10 protein-coding genes are annotated in these 14,221 nt (G+C 57.9%); 6 read left to right on the top strand and 4 right to left on the bottom strand.

Annotated features, from left to right (window positions below; all coding sequences use genetic code 11):
* The first annotated feature begins 10 nt into the window (after positions 1 to 10).
* The 5 genes from QYH69_RS12335 to QYH69_RS12315 all read left to right on the top strand — a co-directional run bounded on the left by QYH69_RS12335 (position 11) and on the right by QYH69_RS12315 (position 6,088).
* Complete coding sequence (locus QYH69_RS12335) at positions 11 to 1,204, top strand: dihydrodipicolinate synthase family protein (protein WP_308832140.1); 1,194 nt, start codon at positions 11 to 13, stop codon at positions 1,202 to 1,204.
* Entirely contained in the window at positions 1,197 to 2,048 is an 852-nt protein-coding gene (locus QYH69_RS12330) for a sugar phosphate isomerase/epimerase family protein (protein WP_308832139.1), read from the top strand. The genes QYH69_RS12335 and QYH69_RS12330 overlap by 8 nt, the downstream gene beginning before the upstream one ends.
* A gap of 59 nt (positions 2,049 to 2,107) precedes the next feature.
* Positions 2,108 to 3,379 (top strand): MFS transporter, encoded by a 1,272-nt coding sequence (locus QYH69_RS12325; RefSeq protein ID WP_308832138.1) that lies wholly within the window; start codon positions 2,108 to 2,110, stop codon positions 3,377 to 3,379.
* Positions 3,380 to 3,602: 223 nt separating this feature from the next.
* On the top strand, positions 3,603 to 4,799 hold the full coding sequence (locus QYH69_RS12320; RefSeq protein ID WP_308832210.1) for a porin: 1,197 nt from the start codon (positions 3,603 to 3,605) through the stop codon (positions 4,797 to 4,799).
* Positions 4,800 to 5,260: 461 nt separating this feature from the next.
* A complete protein-coding gene (locus tag QYH69_RS12315) occupies positions 5,261 to 6,088 on the top strand; it encodes a hypothetical protein (protein ID WP_308832137.1) in 828 nt (275 codons plus the stop codon).
* A gap of 12 nt (positions 6,089 to 6,100) precedes the next feature.
* On the opposite strand, the gene QYH69_RS12310 is transcribed toward QYH69_RS12315, so the two are convergent.
* From QYH69_RS12310 to QYH69_RS12295, 4 genes are all read right to left on the bottom strand, one after another.
* On the bottom strand, positions 6,101 to 10,135 hold the full coding sequence (locus tag QYH69_RS12310) for a helix-turn-helix transcriptional regulator (RefSeq protein WP_308832136.1): 4,035 nt from the start codon (positions 10,133 to 10,135) through the stop codon (positions 6,101 to 6,103).
* Between the two features lie 730 nt (positions 10,136 to 10,865).
* Positions 10,866 to 11,597: a sulfotransferase domain-containing protein gene (locus QYH69_RS12305; protein WP_308832135.1), complete on the bottom strand. Its 732-nt coding sequence runs from the start codon at positions 11,595 to 11,597 to the stop codon at positions 10,866 to 10,868.
* Between the two features lie 477 nt (positions 11,598 to 12,074).
* Positions 12,075 to 13,070 carry an aldehyde dehydrogenase family protein gene (locus QYH69_RS12300; RefSeq protein WP_308832134.1) on the bottom strand — a complete coding sequence of 332 codons (996 nt, stop codon included), beginning with the start codon at positions 13,068 to 13,070 and terminating at the stop codon, positions 12,075 to 12,077.
* A 239-nt stretch (positions 13,071 to 13,309) separates the two neighbouring features.
* On the bottom strand, positions 13,310 to 13,534 hold the full coding sequence (locus tag QYH69_RS12295; RefSeq protein ID WP_308832133.1) for a hypothetical protein: 225 nt from the start codon (positions 13,532 to 13,534) through the stop codon (positions 13,310 to 13,312).
* Between the two features lie 269 nt (positions 13,535 to 13,803).
* On the opposite strand from QYH69_RS12295, the gene QYH69_RS12290 reads away from it, so the two are divergent.
* Complete coding sequence (locus tag QYH69_RS12290; protein WP_075156402.1) at positions 13,804 to 14,208, top strand: hypothetical protein; 405 nt, start codon at positions 13,804 to 13,806, stop codon at positions 14,206 to 14,208.
* The last annotated feature ends 13 nt before the right edge of the window (positions 14,209 to 14,221 follow it).

Below are 14,221 nucleotides of genomic sequence, written 5' to 3'. Positions count from 1 at the left end.
CGAGAGATCGATGAGCATGACCTTGAAGCTTCCGGCCGGCGACGGCACCCTGCACGACTATCGGCTACGCGAAGCCACCCGTTTCACGGCGGACCAGCTGCGCCCGCAGGCCGCGCGCATCGCGTACTCTGCCGCGCACGTGGTGACCGATCCGTTTGCCAGTCATGATCCCTCCTCGCAGGTCGCGATCGATTGGGATGCGACGATTGCCTACCGCCGACACCTCTGGTCGCTCGGTCTGGGTGTTGCCGAAGCGATGGACACGGCCCAGCGAGGGATGGGGTTGGACTGGGCAACGTCACTGGAACTGATCAAGCGTTCGCTGGAGACGGCCAGACACACGCCGGGTGCACTGATCGCGTCGGGATGCGGCACCGATCAGCTCGCGCCAGACGATGTGCGCAACGTGGACGATGTCATTCGCGCTTATGAAGAACAGATGGAAGCGATCGAGGCGCTGGGCGGGAAGCTGATCGTCATGGCGAGCCGCGCGCTAGCGCGTGTCGCGAAATCGCCCTCCGACTACGAACGCGTCTATGACCGTATCTTGAGCCAGGCACGGCAGCCGGTTGTGCTCCACTGGCTGGGCGACATGTTCGACCCCGCGCTAAAAGGTTATTGGGGTACTGGGGAGCTGGACGATGCCATGAATACCGTACTTGGCATCATTGCGGCCCATGCTGGCAAGGTCGACGGGATCAAGATCTCGTTGCTCGACAAGGACAAGGAAATCGCGATGCGTCGCCGTCTGCCCGACGGCGTGCGGATGTACACCGGGGACGATTTCAACTATCCGGAGTTGATCGCGGGGGACGGCATCGGCGCCTTGGAGAACCAGCGGCAAAGCCATGCGTTGCTTGGCATCTTCGACGCCATCGCGCCGGCGGCTGCCGCCGCGCTCGGCGAACTGGCCGCGGGGCATACGGCACGCTATTACGAGATCCTGCAGCCGACGGTTGCGCTGGCACGGCACATCTTCAGTACGCCAACGCGTTTCTACAAGACGGGCGTGGTCTTCATGGCGTGGCTCAATGGACATCAGCCGCATTTCACGATGGTGGGCGGACAGCAAAGCGCGCGCTCGCTGCAGCATTTCGCGGAGCTGTTCCGGCTGGCGGATGCGGCGGGTTTGCTCGAGAAGCCGGAGCTCGCCGTCACGCGTATGAAAACCCTGCTGGCGATGCACGGAGTGTGGGATGCGTGATCTGTCCCAGGATCATCGCTGGTTGTCGATCAATACGGCCACCGTACGGCAATGGCCCCTCGATCGAGTAATTGAGGAGTGCGGTAGGCGCAACATTCGTGCGATTTCGCCGTGGCGCGATCAGGTCGCGGCAGTGGGCAGCAGGACCGTTGCACGGCTTTTACAGGAAAACGGCGTTGTTCTGTCGGGCTATTGCCGGGGTGGCATGTTTCCGGCATCGACTTCATTGGGACGTCAACAGGCGGTCGACGACAACCGCCGTGCTATCGACGAAGCGCGCGAGTTGAATGCGCCGTGTCTGGTGCTGGTCGTCGGCGGTTTGCCGGTTGGATCGGCAAGAAAGGATATCGGTGCCGCGCGCGAACAGGTCCGCGATGGTATCGCACAGGTGCTCGAATACGCGCGCAGTGTTCATATGCCACTGGCGATCGAGCCGTTGCATCCGATGTATGCCGCGGATCGCGCGTGCGTCAATACGCTGGAGCAGGCTCTGGATCTCTGTGACGAGCTGGACCCGGCGCGCAGCGGTGCGTTAGGTGTTGCAGTCGATGTCTATCACGTCTGGTGGGATCCAAAGCTGCAGGCGCAGATCAATCGCGCGGGCCGGGACCGTCTGCTGGCTTTTCATGTTTGCGACTGGCTCGTGCCGACGCGCGACCTGCTCAACGATCGGGGCATGATGGGTGATGGAGTAATCGACATCCCGCGGATTCGCGGCTGGGTTGAAGCGGCGGGCTACGACGGCTTCAACGAAGTCGAAATTTTTTCGAGTGAGAACTGGGGTAAGCGTGATGGAGGCGACGTTCTCGATACCTGTATAGAACGTCACGCCAGCGCAGTATGAGCAACCTGAACAAGTCGTGCTGAGGCCAAACAGAGCCAACGGACAGAGCGGAGAGAGACATGATGGAATCAACCGGACAACAAGCGGCGTCGGCTGCCGGGCAGCGATGGTATCGCGAGATCAGCCGCGGGCAATGGGGCATTCTGATAGGCGTATGGTGTGTCTGGGCATTGGACGCATTTGATTTTCTGCTGGTCACCTTTGTCCTGACGGATATCGCGAAGGCATTCGGCGTGGCGGCCAGCACGGCTTCGCTGCTAATCCTGGCCACCTTTGGCGTGCGATGGCTGGGGGGATTGATGTTCGGCAGCCTGAGCGATCGGATCGGTCGCAAGATTCCGCTGCTGGTTGCGCTGGCATGGTTCACGGTGGGCGGCGCGTTGACCGGCGTCGCGTGGAGCTTCGCATCGATTCTTATTTTCCGGCTGTTGCTCGGCTTCGGGATGGCGCCGATCTTCGCGCTGGGTTCGACCATCATCGCTGAGTCCTGGCCGGAAAAGCACCGCGCGATTGGCATTGGAATTCTTGATGCCGGATGGGGTATCGGTGCGATTCTGGCTGCGGTCGTATACGGTTTGGTCTATCCGCATTTCGGATGGCGTGTGCTTTTCTTTGTCGGCATTGTTCCCAGTGCCATCCTCGGGTGGTTCCTGTACCGTTATCTGCCCGAATCCCCGCTGTGGCAACGCAGCCAGAAGCAGGGTAAGACGACCGGCCGCTGGCCCGCGTTTCGCCTGTTCGCGGAGCATCCGCTGCTGGTTCTGACACTCGGCCTGATGCTGATCTTTCTACAGTTCGCCGCGTGGCCACTACAGGGGCTCCTGCCTACCTTTCTGAAGGGACTTAACTTCAGTGCCGCGACAATCAGTTGGCTGACGAGCGCCTCAGCAGTTGGCCAGATCTTTGGGTTTTCCGCGTCCGGTTTTGTCGTGGAATATCTGGGGCGCAAGAAAGGTCTGGCGTTGCTGCTAATTCTGGGCAGTGTGAGCGTTTATGCGCTCGTCAGTACCGTGGCTGTGATGCCATTAGCAATCCTTTTCGCGTTTTTTTCAGGCTTCTTTATCGTCGGTGCCGGCGGCTGCTACGCGACGATCATTGCAGAAAATTTGCCAAGCAACGTACGCGGCTCCGGCGTCGGCTTCATCTACAACATTGGTGTATTTGGTGGCGGTATCGCCCCCTATGTCGTGCTGTCGTCGATCAAGGCTCTGCATCTCGATTTGCCGATCGGCATATCACTTTTCACATCGATAGGTGTTCTGTTGGGGCTCGCGATAGTTTTCGGTTTCCTGAAAGAGACAAAAGGTGTTTCTCTGTCGCAGGTTGACTGACTTTTCAACAGTGCCGTAGCCGAATCTGTCTTTCAGTAGCTGATTTAAGGCGGCCATCGTGCCGCTCCCTCCGCTTGAATTCCCGAGTTGGCTTGCCAGTGTTCGACGCGATACTGGCTGGGCGAGTCTCGCACTCGCGGTCCCTCCTCGCAACACGAAAAGAGATTGGCTCGAATCGTTGGAGAACGAGCGGGCAGCCTCACAACAATGAAAATCCATGGAGATGATATTGAAACGAACCCAAGCTGCGGTCTGCGGCACTGCCCTGTTGTGCGCGTCGCACGCGTATGCCCAAAGCTCCGTGACCCTCTTCGGCATTATCGACGAGGGCGTGCAATTCATCAGTAACAACAAGAACGTGGTGAAGGGCCGGAATGTTGGCGGCCGGCAGTTCAACCTCGACTCAACCAACGGCATCAACGGCAGCAGATGGGGGCTAAAGGGCGCCGAAGATCTCGGCGGCGGACTCTCCGCGATCTTCACGCTGGAATCCGGCGTGAACCTGAACAACGGGCAGCTGGGACAGGGAGGCGCCGAGTTCGGCCGTCAGGCGTTTGTGGGCCTGTCAAGCACCCGCTTCGGCACCGTGACGCTGGGCCGGCAATACGATTCGAATTTCTACTTCGTACAGCCGGTCACGACGATGGGTTATTACGGCAGTGCGCTTTTCTCGCACCCCGGTGACCTCGACAACCTGAACAATTCGCTGCGGCTCAATAACACGATCCGATACACCAGCGCGAAGTACCGGGGACTCACCTTCAGTGGCGAATGGAGCCTCGGCGGGCAGCCCGGCAATTTCACCGGTGGCAGCGGGTACAACGCGGGCATCGCCTATGCCAACGGGTCATTCACGCTCGGCGCCGCCTACGAGTACTTCAAGAATCCGACTGGCGCGACCGGCAGTACCGGCTTTTTCACCGGCAACCCAAATGGGGCGACACAGCTAAGTGGAATACTGAACAGTGGCTACTCGACAGCCTCGTCCTGGCAGACGATCGCTGGCGGAGCCACCTATCAGATCGGCGGTATGCTGATCGGCGCCGCGTATTCAAACGTCGAGTACGGCAACATCGCCGCGCTCGGCGGCAACTCCGCAAAGTTCAATACCGGCGAGGTCGGCATCAAATATCAGTTCTCACCCGCGTTTTATGCCGGCATTGGCTATGAGTACACGAAGGGTAACGCCGTCGGCAACGGAGCTGGGGGTACGGTGGGGAACCAGCACTTCAACCAGTTGTCCGTGATCGCCGACTACTTTGTCTCCAAGCGAACGGACTTCTACGCCGGGGTAACTTTGCAGAAGGCGTCAGGCGTTTCGTCGACGGGCTCCGCCGCGGTGGCAAACATAGGCAATCTGGGAGATTCATCCAATACGCGCCAGGCTTATGTTCGTCTGGCAATCCGCTCACGCTTTTGAGCAAATCTGGGCAGTTTGGTTATCGGCTACTGGCGACGACATGTTCAGAAAGTGTCACTGATATGGATGGCGGGAAACTGATCAGGAGCCGACGCCCAGAAGTCGTATTCATGCTGGATGCGAACGACGCTTCATGGCCGGTTTCCGACGGAGACTACCGGTAACGACCGTGCCGGAATCGTCGAATAGTCATGTATCGAACCGGCTTTCCTCAAATCATCCGATTACACACGATGTGCTGTTACGGGTTGCTGGTGCTATCGCCAACGATCCAATGCAGCACGCATCCCTGAGTTGCCGGTCTCTTACATATAGCAACTGGGGCCAGTTAGGCAATCCTACTGTCGACATTCCTATTCCTGAATCGCGTCGGCGCAGACCGCTGGGCAATTAAAGTCCAGCCACGCGTTTGCCGATATTGCGTGGACTTATCATCCGTCACGTGACGCCAAGAGCTCAGAATGTCGATTCCATCGTTTGAAAATGAATGGCGAGACACAAAACGCATAAAACCACGCATGCAGATTCTCGCAGTGCGCCCCGTTGACAAGCCGAACCACGAACCGATCGAATGGCTAATTGTCGAGCGCACCGAGGTATACGAACGGGATCCTCGCGATCGATCCATCTTCAAGGCATCTATTCGCTTGTCTTATCATCGGATCGTGGAAAAGTACTCACACGATGGCGGCGGAGGTACCTTCGACGCCAGCTATTCGCATCTGGACCAATCCGTTTCACTGACCTCAAGCACAATGTCGTCCGGCGGTGTGTTTGTCGATCCCCCGGATCTTCGCGGCCTGCACATTGGCACTTACCTCATGAACGAGATCGTTCAATGGGTACAGCAGTGGCCGAAAGCAGCCGTCAGATCAGTCGAACTGCTCTCCGGCCAGGCGGACGAAGACAACAAAGATCGGCGTAACCGCTTTTACGAACAGTTCGGTCTTGTGTTCGACTACGCTGACTCTGAGCGTCGGGCGGGCAGTTCGAAGCCGACGACAGCAGAAGAACTGCGACTGGTCGATGTGTGGCAAGAGAACATCACCGAGCGTCCGGTAATGGAATATCTGGCAGATCTCCTGTACGCGCATCAGAAGACGACATGGGATCTCAAAGCACGCGACGCGGCCTGCCGGAATCTCATTACAGAGCAGAGACGGGCCGAACGTCATCCCGTCCGTTGGGCAGCAATGACGCTCTACTACCGGTTTTCTTCTACGGTCGTCATTTTTTCAGTTGCCGCAGCTTTTCTTTGTATTGCCTGGCTGAGGCTCAAAGGTAACTAGCTTCAGTGACAATCAAAGCCAGTCCCTCTGCTCCGTACTAATGTCTTCGCGGTTTGCGTCGAGTTCGTACGTTTCCGCTATGCGTTCGAGGCAAGCAGCGGTTCTCGGCCAGTCGAAACGGAGCTCACTCGCGTCTCCACGATATCGCTCCGCGAGTGCTCGCTCCTGCTCTCCACCGTCGTGCGGCATTCGGACCGTCACACCTCGACGGTTGTACACGCCAATTTCAAAGCCGCGCTCCATCGTCCGGCTCCGCACGAGCTCTATCATTTCTCGCACCGGTACTGGCGGCCATGGTTGATCCGGCGTTCGCTTCGCGGCAGCAAGAATCTCCCCAATCTTGCTTTCGCCGATGTCAGTGCGGCCAGCCTCTGACAGAAGCTTACGTGCCTGCTTTACCCACAACTCCAAGGCATTTCCATCAATTTGCCCCTCGTCGTCGGCGCCGGGCACGTGCGCCCAGTGATGCATAACGTCATATGCCTGACTCGCTAAACCTTGCGCTTTATCGATATCTGTGGGCTCCGGTTCGACGATACCGCTATCTTCTTCGGGTAAGTAAATGAGCTTGATGAGATACACGAAGAATTCGGGATCGCAAGCTAACGCACGATGAAGTGACTTCACGGAACGTCGTGAATAACACAAGGCCTGGAAATAAGTCCACTCGAGACCAACAATATCCCGCTCGCTGACGCTGGCATCGGACTCCAGGTAGTCCAGCATCAGGCCGACATAATGGCTGAACATCGTAGCGTCGCGGTCAAGCGCCTGCCCCGCGGCCGCTGCGCGTAAAACACGGATGAGCAACTGACTATCGTGCTTCCGTTTGATATGGTGTCCTAGCCAACTGACTGCATCGATGGCGCGCCCTATCTCCAACAGGTGGTCGACGACATAGCCTGCGTCAGCCTCTCCAGGAATCCAGTATGTCGTTAGCGCACGCCAATATGCGTCGCTCAGGGTAGCGCTGTGCGTTTCGATCTGCTTCCATGTCAGCGCGTTCACCGGAAGCGCCTGTACTATGCGCAGCTCCGCCTCACCCCCCCAGTGTTCCGCAATAGCTTTCCGCCACAGCCCCTGAATCCACGCTTCGCCTTCGGGCCCAGCGCTTACCTTGAGCCCGTACATAACACCGAGGCCCACTTCGGCTTCTTCTGTCGCAGAGCTCTGGATCCCTCTTTTCATGAACTCGTGCTTTCTTTCGTCAGACACGGTTGCATTTGCAATGGCTATGCCAAGGTCACGTTGCATCGTGACCGTTAACGCGAAAGCGAAGAGCTGATCAGTATTGAGCGCCACCAGCAAGTGTTCGGCCGCCTCGCACTGCTTCTGACGTAGCTCAGCCTGCTCTTCTCCAAAATCGATATTCGGGCCTATCTGTGACGCCCCAGGCCTGAAAAGCCAACGAACCCTATCCTCCACACCACTGGGCTGCAGAACCTCAAAAACCGCATCAAGGGGCTTCAGTGTGTCCTCGCTCATCGCCCACGGAGCGTCCGAGAAAGCGCGATGCTGCATCAGCAGCGAGCGCAACTTGTCCCTCATCTCCTCGATCTCTCCGGGGTCTGCAAGTTGGTGCGCGAATGCAGTCAGCTGATCAGCAGCGAGTGCGCGCCAGTGCTCGTCAAAACTGGACCACAAATCTAGCAGTGAGTGCCATCGCTCCCGCACTTGCCCCACGTGTGCTAACAGGCGCTCACCGATGGCACTGGCTGCCACGGCGACCGCAGGCCATGTAATCTCCTCGCGCGCATCCGGTGTGAAGTCCCGCCATTTCGGTTTGGACGAGGGCGTAGACGAGTCATCAGAACGCGGAGCCAGTGCCAGCAGCAAATTCCATCCAACAGCCGGGTGCAATCGTGTGATTACGTCTATCACCTTTAATCGCTCAGGCAACGTTGCGTACGTCTGCGGCGACCAGTTCAGAAAAATCCGCCTGAGGGACGCAAATGGGCGATTGCTCCACTCGCCACCTGGGTCAACTTCGTGCAAGCGCACCAGCAGAAGCGCCGATCGCCCCAAATGTTCGGGGCTGCGAGCGAGCATTTCGAGAGCCCACAGCAAGCTCGACAGATACTCAGTCGAATGGAGCATTCCTTCGTCATTGCGGAACAGCGACATGATCGGCGGGTCTGTTCCCTCAAGCCCGGATTCAACGGCATCCAGAAACGCACCCGGCGCGGCCTCAGCAAGATTCTGGAAATCGCGAGAAAGCGACCACCAAAGCGATCCGCTTGCATTGTCGAACAGCTTGCGAACAGCGCGATCGACGTGACCTCCTATCCCAGAGACAAGCGCCGCTCTTTCCGGAAACACACCCATAGCGATCATCACTTCGGTAAGACCGTTCCGCAGCGCAACGGACGGCTGCTCCTCAAACTCGCCATCCGCCTCGTAGTAAATGCTCTTCGGCCGTGTCGCAAATCGAGGGTTGATAGCACCCAGGACGTTGTGAAACACTGCTTCGAAGCGTGAGAGCTGGCTGGGTGTTACCTGACCGCCGATCTGCGTCCACAGGTCACGCAATGACACGACCTTCCAGAGATCGCCCGACCGGACGATCGGACCGCCTACGGCAGTCGCCAAAGACGCGAGCACCTCCTCGACTTGCTCGTAAGGACGACCGGCCAGTTCACTGATTACCATGCGATCTTGCGACGATGTCCCAAGCCATGCGCCGGCGAACATGGCGGCGATGAGTTCAGGAGACGCTTTCTGCGCCCACTCGAGCTGCAGATGCGGCGCGGCCGGCATCAATCGCCGCAAAACCGTGATGCTGCGGCCAGAAGCGTGTGCGTAGCGATGAGCGTCCTCGTCACTCATGCCTGCCTGGATGAGAGCAGTCTGCAGATCGAATTTCCATGGCCTGCGCAACCGTCGAAGATTTCCTTGATAGTCAACTACATCCGAGCCATACGCCGCGAAGACGTGATGGCCATCATCGACAAGATGCTGCGCAAGCCCAGGCTCCGGATCGACAAGTACAACAATCAACGGGGTACCGAGCCCGAGCAGTTGGCGCGCCGTCGCGACGTCATCCGCCACGACGCAACGACTCAAATGCCACAATCTATAGCTGTCGGGCAACGGGCTGATCGCAGCATAGAGAAACGCGAGTGCCTCGTCTGGGGATTCGGCTTGCACGGAGACCTGCTGCGCAGGGGCGCGCAACCACTTCAGAATGGCTGTTTGATCCTGATCACGCCCAGTCAAGAGGACGTCTTCCGTCGAAGGCATTCGGGTTGCGCCGGTCCACTCGAGCCACACTTCCTCGAGATTGCGCAGCCCCTCTGGGCGGCGGCCAATCCTGACCGCCAACCACTGTGCAACCGCCGGATACATCTCCAGCCAGTGCACAAGGTCGTCTGCATCAACCACCTTGACGTCACGCCATATGCCAAGTGCCTTCTTTTCCGCGACCCAAGCGTCCTTCGCGCTGAAACGCTGAGGGGTAACGAACACGAATGTTGTTTCCGCGGGGGTGCAGCCCAACGGATTTTGGATGCGAGTCAGAAAGTCGTCGTCTGCCTTCTTACGAATTGACTTACGTTGCGTCCCCATCTCCCATACAGAATCGCCGCCCGGTACATAGCTCAGTCCAACGTCGACCTTGCAAACGCCGTCCCACCCGGAATGTTGGACACTCTCATCGGAAGGAAAGCGCATCGCCGCAGACGGTCCGACCGTTACATATATCAAGCGGCGGATCAATTCCGGCACACCGCTCTGACCGTCCCGGCGCTCCCCCCACTGGGATAAATGCGTAGCGTTGACCCAACGCATCAGCCCACCCGGCCGTGCGACCACGGGTGTCGGTAACATTGCCTTTTCTACCACTCCCCCAGCGACGAATTGCAAGCCCTGCGCTTCCAGCGCGTCTCGGATCGCTTGCGCATTGTTGGCCACGGGCGTGCGAACTCCTCGCTCGAAATCGGCTACGGTCGACGTGCCGACGCGGGCTTTTGCGGCGAGCTCTTGTTGCGACCAAGCCAAAAGCGCACGGGCGGCCTTGACCTGCTCGGGAAGCAACGGCGCATTCATCATCGACCTCATATAAAAAATATGACATCGATGGTCATCGCGCGAAAGCTGACTGTCAAGCTTTGACTATTCGGAGATCCGACGCCGTCGGCGCGCGGATCATCTGCAGGTGAGTGACGCAAGTGTGTTGTCGTTTGGCCGGGTGCTCTTGGAAGCACTCCAAGCGGATTACGACCTGAACGATGAGATAATCTAGGCGCGCGGCGCCAAGCCGCAGCTACGCCTGCAACACACGTCCAGAAAATTCAGACTTAAGTGAAGCAGATTCCAGGAAGTTCAAAGTTAAGTGAACCGGCGGTTCAAGCTTGGATGAACAGCGTTCGCCGTGCGCCCTATAACCTCGTCATGGGCAGTTCAAAGTTAAGTGAATCTCGACAGTGGAGGCTCAACCAGCGGTGAACTTTGATCTCGTGGTTCTGAACTTCAAGCAGTCTCAAGCTGCCATCGACGCTCAGAAATTCTCGACAAAACAAAGATATAGCGCGCGATAACCGATCTACGAGGGAAAACCCGTACTCCAATGCTACGCACCAACTTTGTCCGCGTGCGTGATACGTTCGAGGTGGAGAGAGCAATCGGGCCTGGCTCGTTCGCTTATGCGGGAAGAGGCGTCTGAAGGTTCTCGCGTCGAGACCGCCGTCCCTCGTACGTTTTTCGAAGGTCAGGACGCAGAAGCCAAGCGCGGGGCCGCTTGCATAAACCTCTGCCGCGGCGGTCTCGCGAGCCTGAACTTTTAATCTACCAGCTCGTAGCCGGCCGACACGAGAAGATTGCCGAATTGCGCGTTGAAATTTTTCGTCACACCAGGCGTAAAGTAATTTCTCCAGTCTCCCGCGATGCCTTTGCGCTCGTGAGACAAACGGTTTTCCTCCCCGGGTTTTCGTCCGCCGGTCGCATTCTCGAAGCGATTACCGCGAACGATTTCATGCAGCCGTTCTGTATCCACAGGCAACCCACATTGTTGAATGAGCACTCGTTCCAGAATTTCAAAGTCGTTCTGAAGCAGGTCTTCATAGCGAACGAAATTTTCACCGGATTTTACCCAAGACTCCTGAATCTTCACGGATAACGGAAGCCATTCTTCCATCAACATCAACAGACCGCTTTCAATACTGCCTGCTTCTAGTCGTTCACGCCATTCTGCAAGGCTCTTGTCGATTACCGCATGGCTGTATCGAATGCTAAAGTAGGCGGAAATCAAGGTATCCCTTAGATCCCGTATCACGACAAATTTCTTTGAACCAGCCGGGAGAGGAACCGACTCAAATTGCTCTTTGGTCACGTAAACCGTCGGATAGATAGCGCCGGCGACGATTGGCTCGACGAGGAATTGCTTTTCGAACAGTTGTGGTGCAACGATTCGATCTAAAGCGATATCCCGAAGGATGCGATGCAACCATTGCGACCCGGCTTTCCAGTGAGTTACATGAAAAACGGTTGGCTCTTGACTGTGAGTGTCGTTCATATTGTTAACTTTACCGAAGAGGGGTGAACTGAAGAACCTTCTATGCGAATCGTCAGGTTTCGCGAGGAATCGGCAATTCCGTATATGCGAGTTTAACAGGTTGTTGAAACAGCTTAGAAATAACTCTTGAAATCCATCATTTGGATATGCGTATCGCTTATCCGTTCATCCTTCCTTCGGAGCTTGAACTATGATCGTATCGTTGAGCTTCGGGCGGTTTCGAGTTCCTATCGACGCTCTAAAATTCTCAACGAACACAGACATGGTGGATTCACACAGAGACGCAAGCCCCCGCTGACAAATGGCACGGCTTAGCCATTCGGGCAGCCGGCGCCAGCACTTTGCTTGTAGCGGAACTCGTCGGGTGAGAAGGTGAAGCAATCACTTCGACGTGTACCGTGAAATCTCCCAGCACGGATGTAGATCGAAAATCCCACTCAACAGTCCCCGCGCAACAACCCCTGCCGAACAACCGCGCTAATTCCCAGTTCCCACCACGCCCAGCGCCGCCTTCGGCTCAAGATAAGCCTCGAGCCCCGCCACGCCGAACTCCCGCCCGAGTCCGGACTGCTTGAAGCCACCGAACGGCACATCGAAATCGTAGTGAAGTCCATTGATCAACACACGCCCCGCATCGATACGCGCAGCGACGTCCTGCGCGCGCTTATCCTGCGCGGACATCACATACGCCTGCAATCCATACGTCGTGTCGTTAGCGATAGCAATCGCATCTTCAACGTCCCGATACGGGATGATCGACAGCACCGGCCCGAAGATTTCCTCCCGCGCGATCGTCATATCGTTGCGCACGTCGCTAAACACCGTAGGCTTGACGAACCAGCCCGACGACATCCCCGCGGGGCGCCCCTCGCCTCCCGTCAACAGCCGCGCTCCCTCTTCGAGACCCAGACGGATATAGCGCTGCACCCGCTGCCACTGCTTCTCGCTCACCATCGGCCCGATTTTCGTGTCGGCCGCGCGCGGCTCGCCCGGCTTGAATTGCCCGACCGCCTCGATCACCCGTTTCTCGAATTCAGCAAGCCGACGCTCGTCGATCAATATCCGCGACCCTGCATTGCATGCCTGACCGCCGTTCGTAAAGCCCGCCTGCACCGCAATCGGCGCCGCCGTGGCGAGGTCCGCGTCGTCGAGAATAATGAACGGCGACTTACCGCCCAACTCCAGCGTCGTACGTTTGAGCGTTTCTGCCGAGGCTTCGGTCAGTTCGTCCTCTTTCGCCTGAATCGCTTTCAGAATGCGTTGCAGCATGTCGAGCCGTTCGCTCTTGCTGGTCCGCGAAAACGATACGAACGCGCGCTTCGCGGCTGCGACTGCGTGATTGGCATCGTGTTCGTCCGCCAGTCGAACGCTTCCTATAACCTGCTCCGTTGCCGGATTGAACAGGTCGAACATTTCGCTTCCGTGCGGCACGACGAACGATCCGTCCACGTAAATGTGCTCGATGATCTGCATGAGCGGTCTCCGATAATGTGAAGGGAAGCAGACCAGCTAACGCTGCCTGCAATCCGCCGGCAAAATATGACGATCATTCGGAGCAACGCTTGACGTGCCGCATTATTCCGCGTCGATTGCGGATTGACGCGCGTTGTCAGTTGCCGGCACGCAGGTGCGGAATCTCAGGTGTCTTCCATCAGTTGTCGGACGATGCACGGGGGCTCGCGGGCGATTCTGTTCTTATGCTTTTTGACCGATCACCGGCTGAAGTAGTTACGAAAGGTCACTGCCGCAATCACCGCCACGCACGGAATCAGCAGTAACGCACCCCACGGCAGTTCGTTGCGCTCGATCGCCACATACCAATAGAGCCCACCGAAGCCGAGCACGAGTACACCAATGCCGACCAGCCACGTGATGGTGGCCAGCACCGCTTGCGACGGCTTGCGCGCATTTTTCGAATGTTCAGGAGTAGCAGGCATTTGTGTGGTCGTTATTCGTTCAGATTGTCCGCATGCCGCCGGACTCATCCGGCACCGCGCCTGCAGACTCCTATAGGGTAGCCGAAGATGCTGACACGCAGCTATCGCACCGCGAGCAACGCGCATCCATCCCCAATCTTCGTCGTCCCCTTGGCACTTCGCTTTTTCCGAACCCCGTCTTCCGCGTTTGCAGGTTTATCCGATTGCGTGGATCCCCGAAACTGAGCGCTCCCATCACCGCGGATTCGATCCGCAAAAGGAGTCGAGACATGCGCACCTATCCTCGTAACAGCCCCGAAGCCGCTGCCCGTATCGTCGCGCTGGCGCTGACCGCCGACGGACACGTCTGCAGTTCCGAAGACCGCGCGCTCGACCGGCTCAACGTATCTCGCGAACTGGGCCTCGCGCCGGGCCAGTTCCCCGGCATCGTGCAAGCGCTGTGCGAAGACCGCATGCTCGCGCCCGCCTCGTGGGCCGATGCGGCCGACGACCTCGACGCCGATCTGCTAACCACGCTGATGGCCGAGATCGACGACCCGATGCTGCGCCGCAAGGTGCTGCGCCTGTGCCTCGCGGTCGCGGTCGCAGACGACTATCTCGCCGACGGCGAGATCGCGCTGCTCGCCGCGATGCTCGAAGCGTGGCGCCCGCACCGCACGGCGATCGCAATGTAATACCGGGCTAACG

It is taken from the genome of Paraburkholderia sp. SARCC-3016 (assembly GCF_031119615.1).
Lineage (GTDB): Bacteria > Pseudomonadota > Gammaproteobacteria > Burkholderiales > Burkholderiaceae > Paraburkholderia.
The sequence above is the reverse complement of the archived record's forward strand: the minus strand, read 5'-3'. Positions and strand labels throughout refer to the sequence as shown.

What these genes read in the sequence shown, in the direction of transcription:
- QYH69_RS12335 (WP_308832140.1), top strand. Translation starts at nt 11, where the DNA reads ATGAGCATGACCTTGAAGCTTCCGGCCGGCGACGGCACCCTGCACGAC.
- QYH69_RS12330 (WP_308832139.1), top strand. Translation starts at nt 1,197, where the DNA reads ATGCGTGATCTGTCCCAGGATCATCGCTGGTTGTCGATCAATACGGCC.
- QYH69_RS12325 (WP_308832138.1), top strand. Translation starts at nt 2,108, where the DNA reads ATGATGGAATCAACCGGACAACAAGCGGCGTCGGCTGCCGGGCAGCGA.
- QYH69_RS12320 (WP_308832210.1), top strand. Translation starts at nt 3,603, where the DNA reads ATGATATTGAAACGAACCCAAGCTGCGGTCTGCGGCACTGCCCTGTTG.
- QYH69_RS12315 (WP_308832137.1), top strand. Translation starts at nt 5,261, where the DNA reads ATGTCGATTCCATCGTTTGAAAATGAATGGCGAGACACAAAACGCATA.
- QYH69_RS12310 (WP_308832136.1), bottom strand. Translation starts at nt 10,135, where the DNA reads ATGATGAATGCGCCGTTGCTTCCCGAGCAGGTCAAGGCCGCCCGTGCG.
- QYH69_RS12305 (WP_308832135.1), bottom strand. Translation starts at nt 11,597, where the DNA reads ATGAACGACACTCACAGTCAAGAGCCAACCGTTTTTCATGTAACTCAC.
- QYH69_RS12300 (WP_308832134.1), bottom strand. Translation starts at nt 13,070, where the DNA reads ATGCAGATCATCGAGCACATTTACGTGGACGGATCGTTCGTCGTGCCG.
- QYH69_RS12295 (WP_308832133.1), bottom strand. Translation starts at nt 13,534, where the DNA reads ATGCCTGCTACTCCTGAACATTCGAAAAATGCGCGCAAGCCGTCGCAA.
- QYH69_RS12290 (WP_075156402.1), top strand. Translation starts at nt 13,804, where the DNA reads ATGCGCACCTATCCTCGTAACAGCCCCGAAGCCGCTGCCCGTATCGTC.